23 protein-coding genes and 1 tRNA gene are annotated in these 21,210 nt (G+C 63.9%); 3 read left to right on the top strand and 21 right to left on the bottom strand.

What is annotated here, in order from left to right:
* Window positions 1-72: 72 nt before the first annotated feature.
* From TO66_RS01065 to dibA, 6 genes are all read right to left on the bottom strand, one after another.
* Window positions 73-1,062 (bottom strand): sulfate/molybdate ABC transporter ATP-binding protein, encoded by a 990-nt coding sequence (locus TO66_RS01065; protein WP_044460572.1) that lies wholly within the window; start codon window positions 1,060-1,062, stop codon window positions 73-75.
* A 3-nt stretch (window positions 1,063-1,065) separates the two neighbouring features.
* On the bottom strand, window positions 1,066-1,938 hold the full coding sequence (gene cysW / locus TO66_RS01060; protein WP_044460571.1) for a sulfate ABC transporter permease subunit CysW: 873 nt from the start codon (window positions 1,936-1,938) through the stop codon (window positions 1,066-1,068).
* 13 nt (window positions 1,939-1,951) lie between these two features.
* The gene (cysT, locus tag TO66_RS01055; protein ID WP_007921521.1) at window positions 1,952-2,770 is read right to left on the bottom strand and encodes a sulfate ABC transporter permease subunit CysT; all 819 of its coding nucleotides are present in this window, start codon (window positions 2,768-2,770) and stop codon (window positions 1,952-1,954) included.
* 95 nt (window positions 2,771-2,865) lie between these two features.
* Window positions 2,866-3,876, bottom strand: a complete 1,011-nt coding sequence (locus TO66_RS01050; protein ID WP_044460570.1) for a sulfate ABC transporter substrate-binding protein — start codon at window positions 3,874-3,876, stop codon at window positions 2,866-2,868.
* Window positions 3,877-4,041: 165 nt separating this feature from the next.
* Window positions 4,042-4,224, bottom strand: coding sequence for a sulfur starvation response protein OscA (oscA, locus tag TO66_RS01045; protein WP_009041629.1), 183 nt, complete (start codon window positions 4,222-4,224; stop codon window positions 4,042-4,044).
* 285 nt (window positions 4,225-4,509) lie between these two features.
* Window positions 4,510-6,429 (bottom strand): phosphodiesterase DibA, encoded by a 1,920-nt coding sequence (gene dibA, locus TO66_RS01040; protein ID WP_044460569.1) that lies wholly within the window; start codon window positions 6,427-6,429, stop codon window positions 4,510-4,512.
* Between the two features lie 145 nt (window positions 6,430-6,574).
* On the opposite strand from dibA, the gene desA reads away from it, so the two are divergent.
* Window positions 6,575-7,759 (top strand): delta-9 fatty acid desaturase DesA, encoded by a 1,185-nt coding sequence (gene desA, locus TO66_RS01035; RefSeq protein WP_044460568.1) that lies wholly within the window; start codon window positions 6,575-6,577, stop codon window positions 7,757-7,759.
* A gap of 180 nt (window positions 7,760-7,939) precedes the next feature.
* On the top strand, window positions 7,940-8,932 hold the full coding sequence (locus TO66_RS01030) for a sensor domain-containing diguanylate cyclase (protein ID WP_044460567.1): 993 nt from the start codon (window positions 7,940-7,942) through the stop codon (window positions 8,930-8,932).
* A gap of 199 nt (window positions 8,933-9,131) precedes the next feature.
* Here the strand turns inward: TO66_RS01030 and TO66_RS01025 are convergent, their stop codons facing one another.
* The 11 genes from TO66_RS01025 to TO66_RS00975 form a co-directional block, all read right to left on the bottom strand.
* Complete coding sequence (locus TO66_RS01025; protein WP_044460566.1) at window positions 9,132-10,346, bottom strand: response regulator; 1,215 nt, start codon at window positions 10,344-10,346, stop codon at window positions 9,132-9,134.
* A 148-nt stretch (window positions 10,347-10,494) separates the two neighbouring features.
* The gene (gene gabT / locus TO66_RS01020) at window positions 10,495-11,772 is read right to left on the bottom strand and encodes a 4-aminobutyrate--2-oxoglutarate transaminase (protein ID WP_044460565.1); all 1,278 of its coding nucleotides are present in this window, start codon (window positions 11,770-11,772) and stop codon (window positions 10,495-10,497) included.
* A 200-nt stretch (window positions 11,773-11,972) separates the two neighbouring features.
* Window positions 11,973-13,415, bottom strand: a complete 1,443-nt coding sequence (gene gabD / locus TO66_RS01015) for an NADP-dependent succinate-semialdehyde dehydrogenase (RefSeq protein WP_044460564.1) — start codon at window positions 13,413-13,415, stop codon at window positions 11,973-11,975.
* Window positions 13,416-13,781: 366 nt separating this feature from the next.
* Window positions 13,782-14,093, bottom strand: a complete 312-nt coding sequence (locus tag TO66_RS01010; RefSeq protein ID WP_044460563.1) for a RebB family R body protein — start codon at window positions 14,091-14,093, stop codon at window positions 13,782-13,784.
* Between the two features lie 49 nt (window positions 14,094-14,142).
* Window positions 14,143-14,457, bottom strand: a complete 315-nt coding sequence (locus TO66_RS01005; protein WP_044460562.1) for a RebB family R body protein — start codon at window positions 14,455-14,457, stop codon at window positions 14,143-14,145.
* An 85-nt stretch (window positions 14,458-14,542) separates the two neighbouring features.
* Window positions 14,543-15,004, bottom strand: coding sequence for a hypothetical protein (locus tag TO66_RS01000; protein ID WP_044460561.1), 462 nt, complete (start codon window positions 15,002-15,004; stop codon window positions 14,543-14,545).
* A gap of 34 nt (window positions 15,005-15,038) precedes the next feature.
* A complete protein-coding gene (locus tag TO66_RS00995; RefSeq protein WP_044460560.1) occupies window positions 15,039-15,677 on the bottom strand; it encodes a hypothetical protein in 639 nt (212 codons plus the stop codon).
* Between the two features lie 101 nt (window positions 15,678-15,778).
* Window positions 15,779-16,426 carry a hypothetical protein gene (locus TO66_RS00990; RefSeq protein WP_044460559.1) on the bottom strand — a complete coding sequence of 216 codons (648 nt, stop codon included), beginning with the start codon at window positions 16,424-16,426 and terminating at the stop codon, window positions 15,779-15,781.
* A gap of 18 nt (window positions 16,427-16,444) precedes the next feature.
* Window positions 16,445-16,678, bottom strand: a complete 234-nt coding sequence (locus tag TO66_RS00985) for a RebB family R body protein (RefSeq protein WP_044460558.1) — start codon at window positions 16,676-16,678, stop codon at window positions 16,445-16,447.
* A 120-nt stretch (window positions 16,679-16,798) separates the two neighbouring features.
* On the bottom strand, window positions 16,799-17,329 hold the full coding sequence (locus tag TO66_RS00980; RefSeq protein WP_256242217.1) for an RNA polymerase sigma factor: 531 nt from the start codon (window positions 17,327-17,329) through the stop codon (window positions 16,799-16,801).
* A gap of 90 nt (window positions 17,330-17,419) precedes the next feature.
* Window positions 17,420-18,133 carry a Crp/Fnr family transcriptional regulator gene (locus TO66_RS00975; RefSeq protein ID WP_044460556.1) on the bottom strand — a complete coding sequence of 238 codons (714 nt, stop codon included), beginning with the start codon at window positions 18,131-18,133 and terminating at the stop codon, window positions 17,420-17,422.
* 230 nt (window positions 18,134-18,363) lie between these two features.
* Here TO66_RS00975 and TO66_RS00970 point away from each other — a divergent pair.
* A tRNA-Arg gene (locus TO66_RS00970) sits at window positions 18,364-18,440 on the top strand.
* Between the two features lie 206 nt (window positions 18,441-18,646).
* Here the strand turns inward: TO66_RS00970 and TO66_RS00965 are convergent.
* From TO66_RS00965 to TO66_RS00950, 4 genes are read right to left on the bottom strand one after another with little or no spacing between them, the layout of a single operon-like run.
* A complete protein-coding gene (locus TO66_RS00965) occupies window positions 18,647-18,937 on the bottom strand; it encodes a phage head closure protein (RefSeq protein ID WP_177330385.1) in 291 nt (96 codons plus the stop codon).
* A 26-nt stretch (window positions 18,938-18,963) separates the two neighbouring features.
* Window positions 18,964-19,245 carry a head-tail connector protein gene (locus tag TO66_RS00960; RefSeq protein ID WP_023382239.1) on the bottom strand — a complete coding sequence of 94 codons (282 nt, stop codon included), beginning with the start codon at window positions 19,243-19,245 and terminating at the stop codon, window positions 18,964-18,966.
* Entirely contained in the window at window positions 19,242-20,738 is a 1,497-nt protein-coding gene (locus TO66_RS00955) for a terminase large subunit (RefSeq protein ID WP_044460554.1), read from the bottom strand. The genes TO66_RS00960 and TO66_RS00955 overlap by 4 nt, the downstream gene beginning before the upstream one ends.
* Window positions 20,735-21,196, bottom strand: a complete 462-nt coding sequence (locus TO66_RS00950; protein ID WP_052506090.1) for a hypothetical protein — start codon at window positions 21,194-21,196, stop codon at window positions 20,735-20,737. The genes TO66_RS00955 and TO66_RS00950 overlap by 4 nt, the downstream gene beginning before the upstream one ends.
* Window positions 21,197-21,210: the final 14 nt, after the last annotated feature.

Here is a 21,210-nt window from a genome sequence, read left to right as displayed (position 1 = left end):
ATCGCGGGCAAGCCTCGCTCCTACAGAAGCACACGATTTTCTTCTGTAGGAGCGAGGCTTGCCCGCGATGCTTTAGATGTTGGCGACCTGCTGCCAGACCTTGGGCTTGAAGAACAGCGTCTCGCCCTTGGCCAGGCCGACCAGGCTGTCATGGTCCTTCACCACTTCGGCCTCGATCAGCTCGTTCTGCCCCTCGACCTTCAGGGTCACCCGGGTGGTGGCGCCCAGCGGACGGATATCGCGCACTTCGGCGGCGTGATGGTCGGCCAGCTCGGAACGCGACAGCGACACTTCATGCGGACGGAACAGCACATGCCGGTCCTCGCCCAGGTGCAGGCGGTTGGAGTCGCCGAGGAAGTGGTAGACGAAGTCGCTGGCCGGGTTCTCGTACACCTCGCCCGGCGAGCCGATCTGCTCGATCACGCCCTTGTTCATCACCACGATGCGGTCGGCCACTTCCATGGCTTCTTCCTGGTCGTGGGTCACGAACACCGAGGTCAGGTTGATGTCTTCGTGCAGCCGCGCCAGCCAGCGGCGCAGCTCCTTGCGCACCTTGGCGTCGAGGGCGCCGAAGGGTTCGTCCAGCAACAGCACCTTCGGTTCCACCGCCAGGGCACGGGCCAGGGCGATCCGTTGGCGCTGGCCACCGGACAGTTGTTCCGGGTAGCGGTCGGCGAGCCAGTCCAGCTGCACCATGTTCAACAGCTCATGGACCTTCTCGGCGATCTTGCTTTCGCTCGGGCGCTGGTTCTTCGGCTTCATGCGCAGGCCGAAGGCGACGTTGTCGAACACGCTCATGTGGCGGAACAGCGCGTAGTGCTGGAACACGAAACCGACGTTGCGATCGCGCACGTCGTGGCCGGAGACGTCCTCGCCGTGGAACACGATATTGCCCGCGTCCGGGGTTTCCAGGCCGGCGATGATCCGCAGCAGGGTGGTCTTGCCGCAGCCGGACGGGCCCAGCAGCGCCACCAGCTCGCCGCTCTGGATGTCCAGGTTGATGCTGTTCAGGGCCTTGAAGGCATTGAAGTTCTTGCTGACGTTACGGACTTCGATCGACATGATTCATTCCTCCGCGGCGCTGGCGCGCAGGCGGTTGATTCGGTTTTCGCTCCACTGCTTGAGCAGCAGGATGAAGAGCGCCAGGATCAGCAACAGGCTCGCGACGGCGAACGCGGCGACGTGGTTGTACTCGTTGTAGAGGATCTCGACGTGCAGCGGCAGGGTGTTGGTCACCCCGCGAATGTGCCCGGAAACCACCGACACCGCGCCGAACTCGCCCATCGCCCGGGCGGTGCAGAGCACCACGCCATAGATCAGGCCCCACTTGATGTTCGGCACGGTCACATGCCAGAACATCTGCCAGCCGTTGGCCCCCAGCAGCCTGGCGGCTTCCTCTTCCTGGGTGCCCTGCTCCTGCATCAGCGGAATCAGCTCGCGGGCAACGAAGGGCACGGTGACGAAGATGGTCGCCAGGACGATGCCCGGCAGGGCGAACACGATCTGGATGTCGTGATCCTGCAGCCACGGTCCGAAAAGACCCTGGGCGCCGAACATCAGCACGTAGACCAGGCCGGCGATCACCGGCGACACCGAGAACGGCAGGTCGATCAGGGTCACCAGGATGCTCTTGCCGCGGAAGTTGTACTTGCTCACGCACCAGGCCGCGCTGACGCCGAACACCAGGTTCAACGGCACCGAGACCAGTACCGCGATCACTGTCAGCTTCAGGGCCGACAGCGCGTCCGGCTCGAAGATCGCGGCGAAGAACGCACCGAGACCGAGCTTGAGGCCCTGGGACACCACGATGAACAGCGGCAGCAACAGGAACAGGGCGAAGATCAGCCAGCCAAGGCCGATCAAGACCCGCCGCGAGGTGGCGCTGCCACGACGGTCGGCGTTGGCGCCAGAGGCTGCGGAAATAGACGATTGGGACATGCTTCGCGCCTCCTTAAGGTCGTTCGATGCGCCGCTGCAGCAGGTTGATCAGCAGCAACAGGACAAAGGAAACCACCAGCATCAACACGCCGATGGAAGTCGCGCCGGTGTAATCGTACTGGTCGAGCTTGACCATGATCAGCAGCGGCAGGATTTCGGTTTTCATCGGCATGTTGCCGGCGATGAAAATCACCGAGCCGTACTCGCCGACGCCCCGGGCGAAGGCCAGGGCGAAACCGGTCAGCCAGGCCGGCAGCAGCGCCGGCACCAGGATGTGGCGGAACACCTGCCAGGGCTTGGCGCCGAGGCAGGCGGCGGCTTCCTCGACTTCCCGGGGGATATCGGCCAGCACCGGCTGCACCGTGCGCACCACGAACGGCAGGGTGACGAAGGTCAGTGCCAGGGTGATGCCCAGCGGGGTGTAGGCGATCTTGAACCCCAGGTCGGTGGCGAACTGGCCGACCAGGCCGGTCGGCGCGTACAGCGCGGTCAGCGCGATGCCGGCGACGGCGGTGGGCAGGGCGAATGGCAGGTCGATCATCGCGTCGATGATCTTGCGTCCGGGGAAGCTGTAGCGCACCAGCACCCAGGCCAGCAGCGTACCGATCACACCGTTGATGATCGCCGCGTACAACGCCGTGCCGAAGCTCAGCTTGAGCGCGGCAAGCACTCGCGGCGCCGAGACGATGGCCCAGAACTGATCCCAGGTGAGTTGGGCGGCATGCACGAACATCGCCGCCAGCGGTATGAGCACAATCAGGCTGAGGTACACCAAGGTGTAGCCCAGCGTCAGCCCGAAGCCGGGTATGACGGGGGAGATACGACGCGACATAAAAGTCCTTGGTTGACACGCAAAGCCCGGAAGCGAATCCGGGCCTATTGTTCTGGCGGTTCGGCGAGCCGGTAACCCTGGCTCGCCCCTGAAGATTACTGCGCCTGGTAGATCTGGTCGAACACCCCGCCATCATTGAAGAATTTCGGTTGGGCAGTTTTCCAGCCGCCGAAGTCCTTGTCGATGGTCACCAGGTCCAGTTTCGGGAACTGCTGCGCATATTTGGCCGCCACGTCCTTGTCCCGTGGACGATAGAAGTTCTTCGCCGCGATTTCCTGGCCGGCCGGGCTGTACAGGTGCTTGAGGTAAGCCTCGGCGATCTCGGTGTTGCCTTTCTTCTCGGCGTTCTTGTCCACCACCGCCACCGGCGGCTCGGCGAGGATCGACAGCGAAGGCACGACGATATCGAACTTGTCGGCGCCACCGTCTTCCTTGAGAGCCAGGAACGCTTCGTTTTCCCAGGCCAGCAACACATCACCCTGACCGTTGTTGACGAAGGTGATGGTCGAGCCGCGAGCACCGGTATCCAGCACCGGTACGTGCTTGAACAGCTCCTTCACGTATTCCTGGGCCTTGGCTTCGCTGCCACCGGCCTTCAGGCCGTAGGCCCAGGCGGCGAGGAAGTTCCAGCGTGCGCCGCCGGAGGTTTTCGGGTTCGGGGTGATGACCGACACGTCTTTCTTGATCAGGTCGCCCCAGTCCTTGATGCCCTTGGGGTTGCCCTTGCGTACCAGGAACACGATGGTCGAGGTGTAGGGCGTGCTCGCCTCCGGCAGGCGTTTCTGCCAGTCGGCCGGCAGGGTCTTGCCGAGCTTGGCGACTTCGTCGATGTCGCCGGCCAGGGCCAGGGTCACCACGTCGGCGCGCAGGCCGTCGATCACCGCACGGGCCTGCTTGCCCGAACCGCCATGGGATTGCTGGATCTTGACGTTGTCGCCCGGATGTTCCTTCTTCCAGAAGTTGGTGAACTCGGTGTTGTAGTCCTGGTACAGCTCGCGGGTCGGATCGTACGACACGTTGAGCAACTCATAATCCTTGGCAACGGCGGAACCGGCAAAAACGGCGCTGGCGAGAGCGGCCAGGGCATAACGGCGAATCGACGACATGGTCAAGCTCCTGAAGTTTTTAGTGTGCTGGCATTTTCTTATGGCGATTCAGGCCCGCATTCGTGAGTGAACGCTGGGATGGTCATTGGGGGTCATGAAGACGCCCTCCGGTGGTCCAGTCGGGTCTCTGAGGCTTCTTGGGAAGCCCGGGAGGATGACGCGGATTCAGCTCGGCTTGTTGCCTGGATTCTGCAGGCGGAATTTTTCCTTGCGCTCGATCTGCACGACCTGGGCGTTGTGCACGGTGATTTCCACCGCACCGAAACGCAGATCGCGCAGGGCGCTTTGAATCTCACGCAAGATGGTTTGTTCGTCCTGGCCGTCGACGCTACGAAGAGATGCGCTCATGGTGCTGCTCCTGGATTGAGAGGTGCCTGGCAGTGGCGGCACTGCTTGCGGCGTGAGAGCAATAGTAGACAGGCGCAGATATTCTTAAAAAGACTATTTAAGAATGTTTATATAACCATAAGAAATTATTTGCAGGGACGCGAGGTTGCGTGGGAATTGGCCCTGGTTGCACCCCCAACCTGCCTCTGTAGGAGCGAGGCTTGCCCGCGATGGCGTCCCGCCTGATACACCGCGGCGCCTCGATCGCGAGCAAGCTTCGCTCCTACAGAATCGAGCCTGCCTGGCTCAGCGAATCTGCGGCACCTGCCGCCAATCCAGCTGCTCGGCCGGCACCGGGCGGCCGAACCAGTAGCCCTGGCCCAGGTCGCAGCCCTGATCGAGGAGGAAACGCGCCTGCTCCACCTGCTCGATGCCTTCGGCGTGCACCTGCATGCCCATGCTCTGGGCCAGGGCGATGATCACCCGGGAAATCGCCGCATCGTCTTCGTCCCACGGCAGGCCGGCGACAAATCCCTGGTCGATCTTCAGCTTCTGCACCGGCAGGCGCTTGAGCCGCAGCAACGAAGAATAGCCGGTGCCGAAGTCGTCGATGGCCAGGCGCAGCCCCAGCTCGCGCAGGCGATGCATCTGTTCCAGGGCCACTTCCGGGTCTTCCATCACCGCGCTTTCGGTGACTTCCAGCTCCAGGTGGCCAGGGTCCAGGCCGGTGTCGTGCAGCACCTGGGCCACCTGCTGGTACAGCTCGCGCCGGGCGAACAGGCGGCTGGAAACGTTCACCGCGACGAACGACAGTTCGAAGCCCGCCGCCAGCCACTGGCACATCTGGCGGCAGGCCTGCTGCATCACCCAGGCATCGATATCGGCGATCAGCCCGGTACGCTCGGCAATCGGAATGAACTCGCCCGGCGGCACCAGGCCGCGTTGCGGATGTTGCCAGCGCACCAGCGCCTCGACCCCCACCAGGCGGCCACCGATGAGGTCGTGCACCGGCTGGTAGAACACCCGCAGTTCCTGCTGCTCCAGGGCCCGGCGCAGCTCGAAGGCGATCTCGACCCGCTGCTGGGCATGGGCCGTCAGTTCCTCGGTGTACAGCGCATAGCTGTCGCGGCCCGCGCTCTTGGCCTTGAACAGCGCCGTGTCGGCATTGCGCAACAGCTGCTCGGCGCTCAGGGCGTCGCTGGGAAACAGGCTGATGCCGATGCTGGCATTGATGAACAACTGGTTCTCGTCCATCAGGAACGGCTGCTTCAGGCCATCGATGATGCGTTGCGCGAGCACCGCGGCCTGCCCCGGCTGCGCGCAGCTTTCCACCAGCACCGCGAACTCGTCGCCGCCCAGGCGCGCCAGGGTGATGCCCGGCCCGAACATGCCCTGCAGGCGCACAGCGACCGCCTTGAGCAAGCGATCGCCGACGTTGTGCCCGAGGCTGTCGTTGATCATCTTGAAGTGGTCCAGGTCGACCATCAGCAGCGCGCAGCCACGCTTGTGGATCTGCGCCGAGGCCAGGGCCTGCTCGGCGCGGTCGGTGAACAGCAGGCGGTTGGGCAGGTCAGTCAGCGGGTCGTGGTGGGCCAGGTGGGCCAGTTCGTGCTCGGAATCCTTGATCGCACTGATGTCGGAAAACACCGCGACATAGTGGCTGAGCTCGCCGTCGTCGTCCTGGATGGCACGGATGGTCTGCCACTGCGGGTAGATCTCGCCGCATTTGCGCCGGTTCCAGATCTCGCCGCTCCATTCGCCCGTAGCCTTCAGCGAATCGAACATGGCCTGGTAGAAATCCGCGCTGTGGTGCCCGGACTTGAACATGCTCGGCTGGCGGCCCAGCACTTCCTCGCGCTGGTAGCCGGTGATTTCCATGAAGGCGCGGTTCACATGGACGATCTTGCCCCGGCGATCGCTGACCAGCACCCCTTCGCGGGTGCAATCGAACACCGCCGCGGCCTGGCGCAGGCGCTCGCGGTCCTCTCGCTGGTGGTGCAGCCAGGTGTCGGCGCCGAGCAAACGCAACAGCCGGCCTCGCGCGATGAAAATCAGTACGGCGCTGACCAGGGCCCAGACATAGCCGTTGATCCGCTGCCAGTGCGCCATGTCGCTCGACTCATCGAAGAAACTGCTCAATAAGTAACCACTGAGCTGCAACCACAACACAGACAGCAGGAGGTAGAACAGGGCTGCGCGCAGGGCGTCCCGAGAAGAAACCGACATAAGGTCGTCAATGTCCTTACGAAAAGCTTGGGATTATAGAGGAAGAAACATCTCGCCACTCTTATCTGAAAGGGCGACTGGTTTTCTGGGCGGGCTTGGTGATAATGCGACTGCTGTTTTTTCTTTATCGAGGGCCCTACAGCCTATGTGGTACGAAGGTTTTCTTGGCTTGTCGGCCTGGCAACTGGTGGCGGTCACCCTGGTGATGACCCACATCACCATCGTTGGCGTCACCGTCTACCTGCACCGTTATTCCGCCCATCGCTCCCTGGAGCTCAATGCTGGCCTGAAACATTTCTTCCGCTTCTGGCTGTGGCTGACCACGGCGCAGAACACCCGCGAGTGGACCGCCATCCACCGCAAGCACCACGCCAAGTGCGAAACCGAGGATGACCCGCACAGCCCGGTGATCAAGGGCCTGTCCACGGTATTGCGCAAGGGAGCCGAGCTGTACCGCGAGGAAGCGAAGAACCCGGAGACCCTGCGCATCTACGGCAAGAACTGCCCGGACGACTGGATCGAACGCAACCTCTACTCGCGCTACAAGTTGGGTGGCGTGGCGCTGATGGCGGCGATCGACCTGCTGCTGTTCGGCACCATCGGCATCACCATCTGGGCGATCCAGATGATGTGGATCCCTCTGTGGGCCGCCGGCGTGATCAATGGCCTGGGCCATGCGGTCGGCTATCGCAACTTCGAATGCCGCGACGCGGCGACCAACCTGGTGCCCTGGGGCATCCTGATCGGCGGCGAAGAACTGCACAACAACCACCACACCTACCCCAACTCGGCCAAGCTCTCGGTGAAGAAGTGGGAGTTCGACCTGGGCTGGGCCTGGATCAAGGTGTTCAGTTTCCTGGGCCTGGCCAAGGTGCAGCGGGTCGCCCCGATCGCCCACCGGGTCGAAGGCAAGGGCCACCTGGACATGGACACGGCGATGGCGATCCTCAACAACCGTTTCCAGATCATGGCGCAGTACCGCAAGCTGGTGATCGCGCCGCTGGTCAAGCAGGAACTGGCCAAGGTCGATCATTCGGTACGCCACCAGTTCCATCGCGCCAAGCGCCTGCTGTCGCGGGAAACCAGCCTGCTGGAAGACCGCCACCATGCCCGCATCCAGAACATGCTGGAACACAGCCAGGCCCTGAAGGTGATCTACGAAAAACGCCTGGCGCTGCAACAGATCTGGGTCAAGACCAGTTCCAACGGCCACGACATGCTCGCGGCGATCAAGGACTGGGTGCACGAAGCCGAAGCCAGCGGGATCCAGTCGCTGCGCGATTTCGCCAACCAGCTGAAAACCTACTCGCTGCGCCCCGCCAACGCCTGACGCCAGGCTTTCCAGCGCTCACCCGCCGGGCCATGACCGCCCAGCGGGTGCCCGCTTCCCGGTCACGGCACACGGGAACTTCGCCGCCGATCCCCTATCTCAAGCAACACTTCGCCATCCAGGCGGGTTTTCCGCGACCGCTTGGTGTCCCGAACGGTGTGCGCTTTGAGATTTGTGCTGATGGCCAACAAGAACCCCCAATTCCCATCCGCTTTCCCGCAGTGGCCCGAGGCCGCGCAAACCCTGATGGCGCTGATGCATGCCCAGGGCGAAGTTGCCCGGCTGACCGAGCGCGAACAGCTGTTCAGCTCGTTGCTGGTGAGCGTCAACGCCGTGCTCTGGGCCTTCGACTGGAGCAGCCACCAAGTGCTCTATGTCAGCCCCGCCTACGAACGCATCTTCGGCCGCCCGGCGGGCCTGCTGCTGGCCGATGCCAACGAATGGCGCGACAGCGTCTACCCCGACGACCTCGAATACGCCGAGCGCAGCCTGGCCCAGGTGCTGGAGACCGGCGCGGTGGAAGACCGCGAATACCGCATCATCGACGCCCAGGGCGAGGTGCGCTGGCTCAGCGACAAATGCTTCATCAACCGCAACGCCGAACCGGGGGACCGGGTGATCATCGTCGGCCTGGCCGAAGACATCACCGAGAAAAAGCAGATGGAGACCGAGCTGCAGCGCCTGGCCACCACTGACGTGCTGACCCAGAGCAGCAACCGCCGGCATTTCTTCGAGTGCGCCACCCGCGAGTTCGAGCAGGCCCGCCAGCAAGGCTCGCCGCTGGCCTTCCTGCTGCTGGATATCGATGACTTCAAGGTGGTCAACGACACCTATGGCCATCCCGAGGGCGACAACGTCCTGCAACGCATCGCCGAAACCGGCCGCGCCACCCTGCGCCGCGGCGACCTGTTCGGGCGGATCGGTGGCGAGGAGTTCGCCGCCCTCTTCCCCGGCTGCGCCCCGGACATGGCGCGCCAGGTCGCCGAGCGCCTGCAGCGGGAAATCCAGCGCTTGACCTTCAGCCATGACGAGCAGCAGTTCAGCATCACCGTCAGCCAGGGCCTGACCAGCCTCACCGCCGACGACGAAAACCTCGACAGCCTGTTCGCCCGCGCCGATGCGGCGATGTACGAAGCCAAGCGCCAGGGCAAGAACCGTATCGTTACGGGCTAGCCCGCACGGGAACCCTGTAGCCGCTGCCGAGCTCCGGCGAGGCTGCGATCGAGGTGGGCGGCATTCCGACGTAGTCCTCGCAAAACCTGTCCGTGCGGTTTGCCGAGAGGAATGCGGTGCCTGGTTTTGCGGCCCCTGCGGTGCCGATCGCAGCCTCGCTGGCGCTCGGCAGCGGCTACGGATACGCGCCAAGCCCGTATCAGCTTTTGCGCAGGCGGCTCAGTTCCGGCAAACCGACCTTGAGCAAGCGCGCGGTCTTGCCGCTGGCCAGCTCTTCGAGGCCTTCGGACGGACGCAGGCGGGCCAGCTGCGCAGCGAGGTTCATCACCAGCGCCTCGCGGGAATAGACCCCGCCTCCCAGTTGATACACCGACGCGATCAGCTCGCGCAGCTCCAGCGGCAGGCGCCAGCGGGTGCGCAGGGCCGAGCCATAGCCGGCGCCGAACTCCTCCAGGGCATCGCCGATTTCTTCCATGTCGTCCAGCGCGCCGCCGGCCTGCTTCCATTCCTGCAGGCAACGCAGCAACGCCAGGTCTCCCAGGCGATGCAACAGGCCCGCGCAATAACAGCGCTCCTGGTCCAGGTCCAGCAGCCGGGCCAGGGTCCGGGCATATTCGGCGGTGTGCAGCGACAGTTCCCAGTAACGTTCGGCGTAGTCGGCCAGGGCCGGGTCGCTCAGGCGCGCGCTGCGCTTGAGGGCCAGGCCCAGAATCAGGTTCATGCTCTGCCCGGAACCCAGGCGTTGCAGCGCCTGGGCCAGGGTCTGCACCGCGCTGCCGTGATGCTGGGCAGCGCTGTTGGCCGCGGCGATCAGCACGGCGGTGATCTGCGGGTCGGTGCCCACCTCTTGCTCCAGCAGCTTGAGGTCGAGACCGTCGGGGTTGAGGCTGCGCTTTACCGCCAGTTGCACATCGGCGAGCAGTGGCGCGCCATCGGCCAGGTCGCGACGGCGCTCGAGAAAGGCCCACAAGGTCTTGCCCGGCGCCAGGGCGGGCACCTCGCACGACACTTCCTGGCCGGCATCCAGCAGCAGGTCCTGCAGGCGCTGGGTCAGGCCTTCCATGTTCAGCGGCTTGGTCAGGTAGGCCGTCGGCGCCAGCGGCAGGGCCTCGCGCACGCTGGCGCTGTCATTGCGAGCGCTCAGGAGGATGAAGGGCAACACCGGGTTGCGCCGACGGTGGCGCACGCTGCGCAGCAGGCCCAGGCCATCGACGCCGGGCAACTCCCAGTCGGCGATCACCAGGTCATAGGGTTTGTCGGCCAGCAACTGCAACGCTTGCTGGCCATCGGCACAGACATCCAGCCGCGCGTCGCAACGCACATTGAGCAACACCTGCTTGAGCAGATCCCGCGACCAAGGATCCGCCTCGGCAATCAACACTCGCGGTACAGCGGGTAAATCCACAGCAGTCATGCGGCACGCTCCTTGGGCAATCCCTTGCACCTTAGTCAATGCAGGCCGATCCATACAGCGCAAATACCCTCGGCCTGGCGACCAGGCATGAAAAAACCCGCCGCAGCGGGTTTTTTCGATCAGCTCACGGGCAGGCCGCCCCGCAGGCTCAGAGCTCGGCGAAGCACTCTTCGATGATCGCCAGGCCCTTGTCCAGTTGCTCGTCCGGCGAGGTCAGCGGCACCAGCACGCGCAGCACGTTGCCGTAGGTACCGCACGACAGCAGGATCAGACCCTTGTCGCGAGCCTTGGCCACTACGGCAGCCACGGCGGCGGCGTTCGGCTTGTGGTAGTCGCCGTCGTCGAACAGCTCGACCGCAATCATCGAACCCAGGGCGCGCACTTCACCGATCACCGGGTACTTGGCCTGGATGGCCTTGAGGCCGGTCACCAGACGCTCGCCAACCGCCTTGCAGCGGTCCAGCAGGTGTTCTTCCTCGAACACTTCCATCACCGCCAGGGCCGCCGCGCAGGCGATCGGGCTACCGGCGTAGGTGCCGCCCAGGCCGCCAGGGGCGATGGCGTCCATGTATTCGGCCTTGCCGCACACACCGGCCAGCGGGAAGCCACCGGCGATGGACTTGGCGAAGGTGGTCAGGTCGGCGGCGACGCCCATCTGCTCCATCGCGAAGAAGGTGCCGGTACGGCCAGCGCCGGTCTGTACTTCGTCGGCGATCAATAGGATGCCGTGCTGGTCGCACAGGGCGCGCAGACGCTGCATGAACGCTTTCGGCGCCACGTAGAAACCACCTTCGCCCTGTACAGGCTCGATGATGATCGCGGCGATGTCTTTCGGCTCGGCGTCGTTCTTGAAGATGCGCTCGATGGAAGCGATCGAGTCGTCGATGCTCACGCCGTGCAGTTCGTTCGGGTACAGCGCGCGGAAGATGCCGCCTGGCATCAGGCCCATGCCGGCCGAGTAAGGCACGACCTTGCCGGTCAGGCCCAGGGTCATCATGGTGCGGCCGTGATAGGCGCCGGTGAAGGCGATCACGCCGGCGCGGCCAGTGGCGGCACGGGCGATCTTCACGGAGTTTTCCACGGCTTCGGAGCCGGTGGTCACCAGCAGGGTTTTCTTGGCGAAATCGCCCGGCACCTTGGCGTTCACTTTTTCGCACAGTTCCACGTAAGGCTCGTAGGCCAGGACCTGGAAGCAGGTATGGGTCAGCTTGTTCAGCTGCTCGCTCACTGCGGCGACGATTTTCGGGTGCAGGTGGCCGGTGTTGAGTACGGCGATACCGCCGGCGAAGTCGATGAACTCGCGACCTTCAACGTCGGTTACCGTGGCGTTCTTCGCGGAATCGGCGAAGATCGGGTGAATCTGGCCTACACCGCGTGGAACAGCGGCGACACGGCGGGCCATCAGATCAGCGTTAGTCTTGCTCATTACAGTCCTCATTCGCCGCTCATCGGTCGGCGTGGTTCAAGGATGACGCGGCGGGGAGACGAACGGCGGCAGCATGCGATGATCGACTGCCACAGGGTTCCCGGCCACAGAGAATAGTGCGTTTTGAAGCGGCGCAAAGGGACAGCGCTCTCGTGCCCTTTGCGCTTGAAGCCAGCCTTGCCCGGCCTGAGCCTCGAGACTCAGATGCCCAGGCAGAGGTATTTGATTTCCAGGTAGTCCTCGATGCCGTACTTGGAGCCTTCACGGCCCAGGCCCGACGCCTTGATGCCGCCGAACGGCGCGACTTCGTTGGAGATCAGCCCGGTGTTGACGCCGACCATGCCGTATTCCAGGGCCTCGGCCACACGGAACACACGGCCCAGGTCGCGGGCGTAGAAGTAGGAAGCCAGGCCGAACTCGGTGTCGTTGGACATCGCGATCACTTCGGCTTCGTCCTTGAAACGGAACAGCGGCGCCAGCGGGCCGAAGGTTTCTTCCTTGGCCACGGCCGCGTCTTTCGGCACGTTGACCAGGATGGTCGGCTCGAAGAAGTTGCCTTCGATGGACTTGCCGCCCGCCAGCAGCGTCGCGCCTTTACCCAGGGCGTCGGCGATATGTTCCTGGACCTTGGCCACGGCTTTTTCGTCGATCAGCGGGCCGGTGGTGGTGCCCTCTTCCAGGCCGTTGCCGATCTTCAGCTTGGCCACGGCCGCTTTCAGTTTCTCGGCGAACGCGTCGTAGACCGAATCCTGGATGTACAGGCGGTTGGCGCAGACGCAGGTCTGACCGTTGTTGCGGTATTTGGAGATGATCGCGCCCTCGACGGCCTTATCCAGGTCCGCGTCGTCGAACACGATGAACGGTGCGTTGCCGCCCAGCTCCAGGGAGACTTTCTTGATGTCCTTGGCGCATTCGGCCATCAGCTGGCGACCGATTTCGGTCGAGCCGGTGAACGACAGCTTGCGCACGGTCGGGTTGCTGGTCAGCTCGCCGCCGATGTCGCCGGCGCTGCCGGTGACCACGCTGAGCACACCTTTCGGGATACCGGCGCGGTGCGCCAGTTCGACCAGGGCCAGGGCGGAGAACGGCGTCTGCGAAGCCGGCTTGATCACCATGGTGCAGCCAGCGGCCAGGGCCGGGCCGGCTTTACGGGTGATCATCGCCGCCGGGAAGTTCCACGGGGTGATGGCTGCGGTCACGCCGATCGGCTGCTTGATCACGATCAGGCGTTTGTCCGGCTGGTGGCCGGGAATCACGTCGCCGTAGATGCGCTTGGCTTCTTCGGCGAACCATTCGATGAAGGAGGCGGCGTAGGCGATCTCACCCTTGGCTTCGGCCAGCGGCTTGCCCTGTTCCAGGGTCATCAGGCGGCCGAGGTCGTCCTGGTTCTCGATCAGCAGCTCGTACCAGCGACGCAGCTTGGTCGCCCGCTCCTTGGCGGTCAGCGCGCGCCAGGCCGGCAGGGCCTTGTCGGCGGCTTCGATGGCCCGGCGGGTCTCCACAGCGCCCATCTTCGGCACAGTGCCGAGGATTTCGCCGGTGGCCGGGTTGTTCACTTTGATCGTCTGACCATTGTCCGCGTCGACCCAAGCCCCATCGATAAAGGCTTGCTGGCGGAACAACTGGGCGTCTTTAAGCTGCATGTCGGTTTCCTTAACAGCACCGCGCGGAGCGGAGCGAATTGTGATTGTTGAAAGGCGCCTTCACAGGCTGCCGTCAGGAAAATCTTGTACCGGGCTCAAACACAGAAATAGCGTCTATCAGGATAGACGTGCGGGTCGGCTCTCAGACAAGAGCGTTTGAAATCTCAAACGAATCCTAGGGTCAACGGGGGTAAAGGACAATAGTCCGTTCGAAAAAAAGAACGAAAACATCGCTTTGGCAGAATCTTTCGGATCAACGACACCGCCTCCGCGGTTGCGGGCGCGTCCCCCTGCAGGATCGGCCTGCGGCAGAAATGCAAAAAACCCCGCAGCCTTGCGGCTGCGGGGTTTTCTCGGGGCCAGGTCTTAAGTGAACGACTTGAGGATCGTCAACAGACTGGTCAGGTTGTCGCCCACACCGCCCTGGGCCACTTTTTCGGTGGCCGACGCGCCGGCGGTGGTGTCGACGCTGTAGATCTGCATCACGCCCTGGTTGGTAGCCGCCTGGGCCAGGGTGTTTTGCTGCTGCTGGGCCGAGACCGAGTTCTGGAACAGGATCGCCACGGATTGTCCCAGGGACTGGTAGATGGTGCCCATCGACATGGCGGGCGCTTCGGCCACGACCTTGACGTTGGTCTGGGTGACGGCATCGGTGATTTGCGGACTGACTGTGCTCATAGATGAAACTCCTGGTTAAAAAGAACGACTTCCGTTAACGCTCACCCGATCAAGGGTTGAACGACTTGAGGACCGTCAGCAGGCTGGTCAGGTTGTCGGCCACGCCGCCCTGAGCCACTTTTTCGGTAGCCGCCGCGCCTGCGGTGGTATCGACGCTGTAGATCTGCATCACGCCCTGGTTGGTGGCGGCCTGGGCCAGGGTATTTTGTTGCTGCTGCGCAGAAACGGCGTTCTGGAACAGAATCGCCGTGGCCTGGGCCATGGACTGGTAGATGGTGCTCATCGCCATCGCTGGCGCTTCAGCCACCACTTTGACGTTGGTCTGGGTGACCGCGTCGGTGATTTGCTCGTTGACTAATGGCATGGTTCAACTTCCCTTGTTAGTACACGGCGGGTTCCGTGTTCATTAATGAACGCGGCAAAACGCACGCTGTGAAACGACAACCCGATCAATGCTCCACAGGCGCCTGGTGCGACTGCGCGAGCAGCGCCAGGGCCGATTCGACCTGCTGGACCAGCCCCTGCATCCGCGCCTTCACCGCCTCATCGACGCTCTGGCGGATCAGCTCGGCCTGCTCGGCGCCCAGCGTCTGCGTGGGCCGCGCGCCGACCTCGGCCGCCGCCTGCTGCTTGGCGGCCAGCCACTGGCGGATCACCGCCTCGCGCTGCTCGGCGTTCTGCTGCAACTCGCTTTCGCTGGCCTTGGCCTGGGCCATCAGCTCGCTGGTGCGCTGCTTTTCCCGCTCGATCAGGTGCTGGGTCTGGTTGAGCACCTTGTCGATGACCCCGGTCTGCGGCTGACTGCGCATCCAGGCCTCGAGAATCTGCTTTTCACCCGCGGACAGGGTCAGGTTGAGCGCATCGGCCAGTTGATAGAGACCCGCCAGCGAGTCTTGGTTGTGCTCGGACATCGGGACTTCCTCCTTCAAGTGCGGGGCCGCGCCACTAAAGCCGCACCTCGATGCCGTCCTGCCAGAAGCCGGCGAAGTAGAACTTGCCGTCGCTGTCGCAGGACGAGGCCAGGTCCCAGGGGGTCATGGCGGTGGGGCGGGTGTCGAAGACCGCGGGCGGCGGGGGCAGCAGGTTGGCGTTGTAATAGAGGTTGCCGACCTCATAGCTGTTGGCGACGAACTGCGAACAGAACGACACGTTGCCGATCGCTACCGACTCGTTGATCCGCGCCTGCAAATCGGAGGTGAAAGGCGTGCGCTTGAACACCGACAGCGCCGCGTTCCAGACGCTGTAGCGGCCACTGATCTGGGCGCTGCCGACGTCGCCGTTGAACTGCTCGGCGGCCACGGTCGCGGCCCGCGCCAGATCCTCGTCGGCACAGGAATAGACCATCGCCGAGCGCTTGACCGCCTCGGTGGAAAGGTCGGTCACCTGGATGCCGCTGCCGACGCTTTCGATCACACAGGTATCGCTGATGGCGATGGCCGCGTGCACCACCGGCACGTTCGGCGAGCCGTCGCCGAACATCTTGGCCTTGATCCACTGCCCCGCGCGGATGAACGCGCGAGGAATGCTGGTGGACAGTTTGTCGTCCACTTGGGCCACTGAAAAAACAATATCTCCAGGCTGCATGATGTCGCTCCTCATTGAAGAAAAGTGCGGTTTGAACGTGCTGCTGCACAGTCCCGGAGGGATTCCGGGACTCGATGCCCATGACGCCAGGACGGCGTGAATCAGGAAGACGGCGCGGCGCGGTTGGCCAGGGTGCTGCTGTACTTGGCGATGCTCTCGTCGATCTTGTCGATGGCCACGCCCGCGGCGGTCGCCTCCATGGCACCGGCGGCTGCTGCAACGGCGGCGGCCGCCCCCACCAGCAAGTCGGTAGCCAGGGCGCCGAGGGCATCCTCGGCGGCTTTTTCCGGGTGGTTCTCGACGATGTTTTTCGTCATCTGCTCGAGCAGCACCGCCTGGGCCGCGAGCGCCAGCTTGCTGACCCCGTCGAAGTAGCCCGCCGCCGATTGCGCGACCAGGCCCGCGGCCTGGCTGATCATCATGTCCGGGGCGATGGCGATCTGTGCCGGGGCATAGCTGAAGGTCTGCGCATTGGTGAATTCCACCGCCTCGACGATCTGGCTGTTCAGCGCCGAAGTGCTGACGGTCGGGGGCGCCGCGACCTGGGCCAGCATGTGCTCGTTCATGCGGTCCATTACCGTGCGTGGGGGCGCGGAGGAGGTGCTCGGCTTGCCCGCTGCCTTGGGATCAGCAGCCTGGGGATCAGCAGCCTTGGGGCTGGCAGCCTGGGGATCGGCTGCGGCGGCATCGGCCGCCTTGGGATCGGTGGCCGCGGATTCGGCGGCAGGTTTTTTCTTGAACCAGAACATGAGGTATCTCCCCAGGCATCAGGCCTTCTCGCCGATCTGCATGATCAGCGACACAGCCTTGGAGATCACCGCGTTGGAGATCTGATTCAACGCCTGCTGGCTGTTGACCGCATTCTGCAGGGACAGCCCCGCCGAATGACTGGCCACCTGGTACAGCGAGGCAACGGCCTGCGCCGGCGCCTCTGCCACCACCTTGACGTTGGTTTGGGTTACAGCGTCGGTAATCTGGCTGTTGACCATCGGCTCTGACATACATCTCTCCTTGATGGAAGTCGCCAGCGCAGGCGCGATGGCGATGAACTCGTCGGCGGTTTCAGGTGCTCATGAAACAAGAACGCGCGACCGCCGCAGCTGTGAATGCAAAAGTTGCGATCAACGCAGCGCCTCGCGCAGCAACTGCACGCGCTTGCGTACCAGGGGTTGGGCGATCCCCAGTTCGGCGGCGATCTGCGGGTAGGGCAGCTCTTCGACAAAGCGCATTTCAAACAGCCGGCGCTGGGGCAACGGCAGCTGCTCCAGGCGACAGCCCAACTGCACCAGCCGCTCGAACTGCTCGGTGTACTCGGACACCGAGACACAAGGCGCGGCGAGGAGCGCCTGGTGGTCCAGCGCCAGGTCGATCGAATAATCGAACAGCTGCTCTTCGCGCTTGCTGCGCCGCAGGCTGTCGAGGAACACATGGTCCAGCACCAGAAACAGAAAACCCTGCGGTTCTCGTATGCGTTCGGGGGAACGCCGGAAGAACAGCAGGGCTTTGACGGCCGTGCTCGACAGCCACTCCTGGGCCAGGGTCAGGTTGCCCCTGGCCCGACGATTGGCCCGGCGCATCAGCTCGGGGTACACCGCTCGCCAGCTTGCCTCGAACAACCGATCGACCGCCGCCACTTCACGAAAAGATCCCATCGCCAGCACTCCCTGTGCATTCCTTGATGAGCCGACAGTCTCTGATCGGGGAACAGGCCCTCGCTGTTACCTGGGGAACACCGGGAAAAATTAACTGAGCGGGCAGGCCTTGCGCCGCAGGTGCTCGACATCGTTGATCACCAGGTGGCCGCTCTGGCAGCTGATCACCCCCGAGCGCCGCCAGTGCTGCAACTGGACATTGAGCTTCGGGCGGCTGGTATTGAGCATCGCCGCCAGGATGCCCTGGTTGCGCGGCACCGCCGCGCACGTCACGGGCGCCAGCTGGAAATCGTCGATATTGGCCAGCAGGAATCGCGCCAGCCGCGACTCCAGGCGATGCAGGCACACCAGTTCGAGCAGCTCGATGACCTTCAGCAACCGCGCCATCAGCAGCATCACCACGCGCTGCCAGAACAGCGGCTCGGCGAACAGCATCGGGAAATGCCGTCGCCCCAGCAGCAACACCCGGGTCGGGCCGCATGCGAAGGCCGAGGTCTCCCGCGCATGCCCTTCGATCAGCGCCGACTCGCCCACCACCTGGCCCACCCCAGCGCTGCCGACAATCTGCTCGCGCCCGTCCGGGCCATGGATCACCGAATACACCTGGCCCTCGGCGACCAGGGCAATGAAGTCCAGCGCCTCGCTCTGGAGGTAGAGCACGTCGCGGTCATTCAATGTCCGCTCCACCGCATGGGTGGCCACATAACGAATCAATGTGTCCGGCAGCCCCCTGAACAGATCGGAGCGTGCCAGCAGGTTTTGCCGCAACGAGAAATCGAGCATTACCGCGCCTTTTGAATGCATGCGTTGGCCTTGACCGGCAGGAAATCGCTGCGCGAGCGCAACGGGTTGGAGCGCTTGAAGCCATAGAGCAAAGCAAACAAAGGGACGTCTGGTGGCCGGACTTGTGAATCGGCCGAAGGGCCTTTCAAGTATCGAAAAGGACAAGGTAGACAGCGAAGGGACAACCAATCATCACGCGGACAAAAACCGCATGGACGCCCCCGGTCGACATGGGTATGATGTCGCCCGCTGCACTCGTAGCTCAGCTGGATAGAGTACTGCCCTCCGAAGGCAGGGGTCGTGGGTTCGAATCCCGCCGAGTGCGCCATACAGATCAAGGCCTCCACCGAAATTCACCGTCACGCGCTGCAAGTCGTGGGTGCAGGGTGGGTGCAAACGAAGCCCCACACAGAGACGATCTGGCGGGGCTTTTTCATGCGCGCTACGAAATGGCCGTTTAGGTCCGAGTCGGACGATATGGTCTGTCTCGCTCCACTGTGTTGATTCCTACACAGTGTGTTGAAAACGACACCCTCACTCTCTCCCGGTCTTGCACATGAGCTCGATCCGCCGGCGGCGAGCGTCGGGCAGCACGGCGGTGATTTCGTACACCTTACCCCCTTCGCGTATGCGCCAGCTCGATACCAGGTCGTCGCGGTAGCGGATGCGGATGCGGAACACGGTCTGCGACTGGGGCGCCTGGGCGGCGATGAACTCACTGCCGCTGATGCTCTCGATATCGGCCCACTCACGACCCACCGGCTCCCAGGTGCGAATGAACCCGCCGTACTGGTCGCGCACGTCCACGGGGCGCTCAATCGTCACTGGATAGCGCAGCTTACCGGCCAGCATCACAGCACCGCCATCGAGCGATACGGCGCCAGCAGCATGGAATAAGCGGTGCTCTCGGTCAGCGTGCGGTCGCCCTGGCGCTCTCGGTTCTCGTACAGGTCGCCAACCAGCAGCAGGACGGCAGCCTTGACCGGTGCAGGCATCGGATCGGGCAGGCCATCGCCCAGGAACATGCTGACGTGGGTTTCAGCCGCGGCGATCAGGCCCAGGATGTAGCTGTCTTCCTCATCGTGATCGACGCGCATGTGCAGCTTGGCTTCTTCAAGGGTCACGGTGGTCATACGAAAAATACCTCGGTATCAAGATCGGCGGGGGCCTCGGCAACCTGGGCGGCGCCGAACGCCATAGCCAGGGCCTGCAGGCCGTCGATGCGGCCGGTGCGACGGCTCTTGTCCAGCTTGCGGTTGCCGCTGGGGTCTTTCACCGCCACGGCGTTGGCAGCGCACAGGGTCAGTACGGGGTGGCCACCGTGGGCGACACGGCCATTCAGCAGCTCTGCCTCCAGAGCGTCGAGGGCGGGCGCCATGTCGCGGAAACCTTGCCCGTGGGGCACCAGCGGCAACTCCAAGCCCAGACGTTCCAGTTCCTTCTTGAGCACGTCGATGCGCCAGCGGTCATAGGCAATCGCCGCCAGATCGCAGTCGCTCAGTATCTCGGCCATGTCCAGGGCCACCGCTTCCAAGTCAACGGTGGCGCCGGGCGTGGTGCGGATGTATCCCTGGCGCACCCACATGTCATACGGGGCGCGGTCCTTCTGCGCTCGGTCGAACAGGCCCTGTTCAGGCGTCCAGAAGTACGGACGGACCTGCCACACGCCATCCACCTTGCCGATCAGCACCAGCGCCGTCAGGTCGGTACGGGCAGACAGGTCGAGGCCCGCATAGACCAGGCCCTCGAACGGGTCAGGCGCGGTGTCGCAGGCCATCCACACGTCAGGGCTGATGAATGGGCTGTCGAGGCTCACGCGCTGGTTAAGCAGCAGGTTGCGGGCGGTGTTGCTCATGCTCGGCATGCGCTCGGCTTGCTGCATCTGCTCCCGAAGGTCTGTCTCCGACCGGAAGATGCCCAGGGCCGGGTTGGCCGCTCGCCAGCCGTCTTCGTCCATCAGGTCGCAGCCCGCTGGCGCCGCGTACAGGCGGCACACAATCTTGGGGTCATTGCTGCGCAGGGCGTCGTCAATCCACTGGCTCAGCAGGTCGGCGTCGTTGGCTGCCTGGGTACTGATGGCGATCAGCAGGGGTGCCGAGTGGGCGCCCTGGCTGGTGGTGATGGCGTCCACGAAGTCGGATTGTGGGCCGCGTATCTGGCCAATCTCGTCCAGGATGGCCAGCACCGGGGAGAGGCCGTGTGCGGTCTTGCCATCAGCGGCCAGGGCGCGGAATTCGGTGTTCAGGTTCAGCCCCAGCAGCCGCTTGCCGCTGGGCACGATGCGGACGATCTTCGACAGGGCTGGCGATAGCTGAACCATCTTGGCAGCCAGGTTGAACACCAGGGCGGCTTGGTCGCGGCTCATGGCACCCGACACAAGCTGGCTGTTTTGCTTCGCCTCGGGGCCGACCAGGTGCGCCAGCAGCAGGCCCGCGATCAGGCCCGACTTGCCGTTCTTCCTGGCCACGCTGAGGATGGCCCGGCGAGTGCCCACCGGGTTGTCGTACACGTCGCGGATGAACTGGCGCTGGAACTCAGCCAGGCACAGCGGCTTACCCACGTCCGCGCCTTCGGGCGTCACGCAATAGCGCTCGATGAACGCGATGATCTTTTCGGCGCGGGTCATTGCAGCGTGCTCAGGGTAGGGATCAGGTCGTCATCCACATGCTGCCGGGCCTCACGCTCGAGCGCGGCGCCCTTGTGGATATCCTGGGCTTTGCCCACTGTGGCGATGGTGGCCACCATGAGCTGGCGACCGATGGCCAGCGACCGGCGCGTCATCTTGTCCAGCAGCTCACAGGCCGGGTTCACCTTCCCCTCGACCAGCATGCCGTCGCGGTCGATGCTATCCTGCAGCGCCTCGATGTCGGCATAGGCCCGCGCCAGGTTCGCAGCCAGCACCAGGTCGGCGTCGGTCCAGGTGTCACGAGGGCGAGCGGTCACGATGGCATCCCAGAACGGCCTGTCAGCATCGCGCACGCGAATATGCGGCGGCGGCCGGATTGGGCCGACAGCCACGGCCTGGCTCGCGGCTACGGCGGCCTTGGCGCTGTCAGATCGGGGGCGGCGGGGCGTGGTCTTCATGTTTTTTCGGCAGT

This window comes from Pseudomonas sp. MRSN 12121 (assembly GCF_000931465.1).
Classification (GTDB): Bacteria; Pseudomonadota; Gammaproteobacteria; order Pseudomonadales; family Pseudomonadaceae; genus Aquipseudomonas.
The sequence above is the reverse complement of the archived record's forward strand: the minus strand, read 5'-3'. Positions and strand labels throughout refer to the sequence as shown.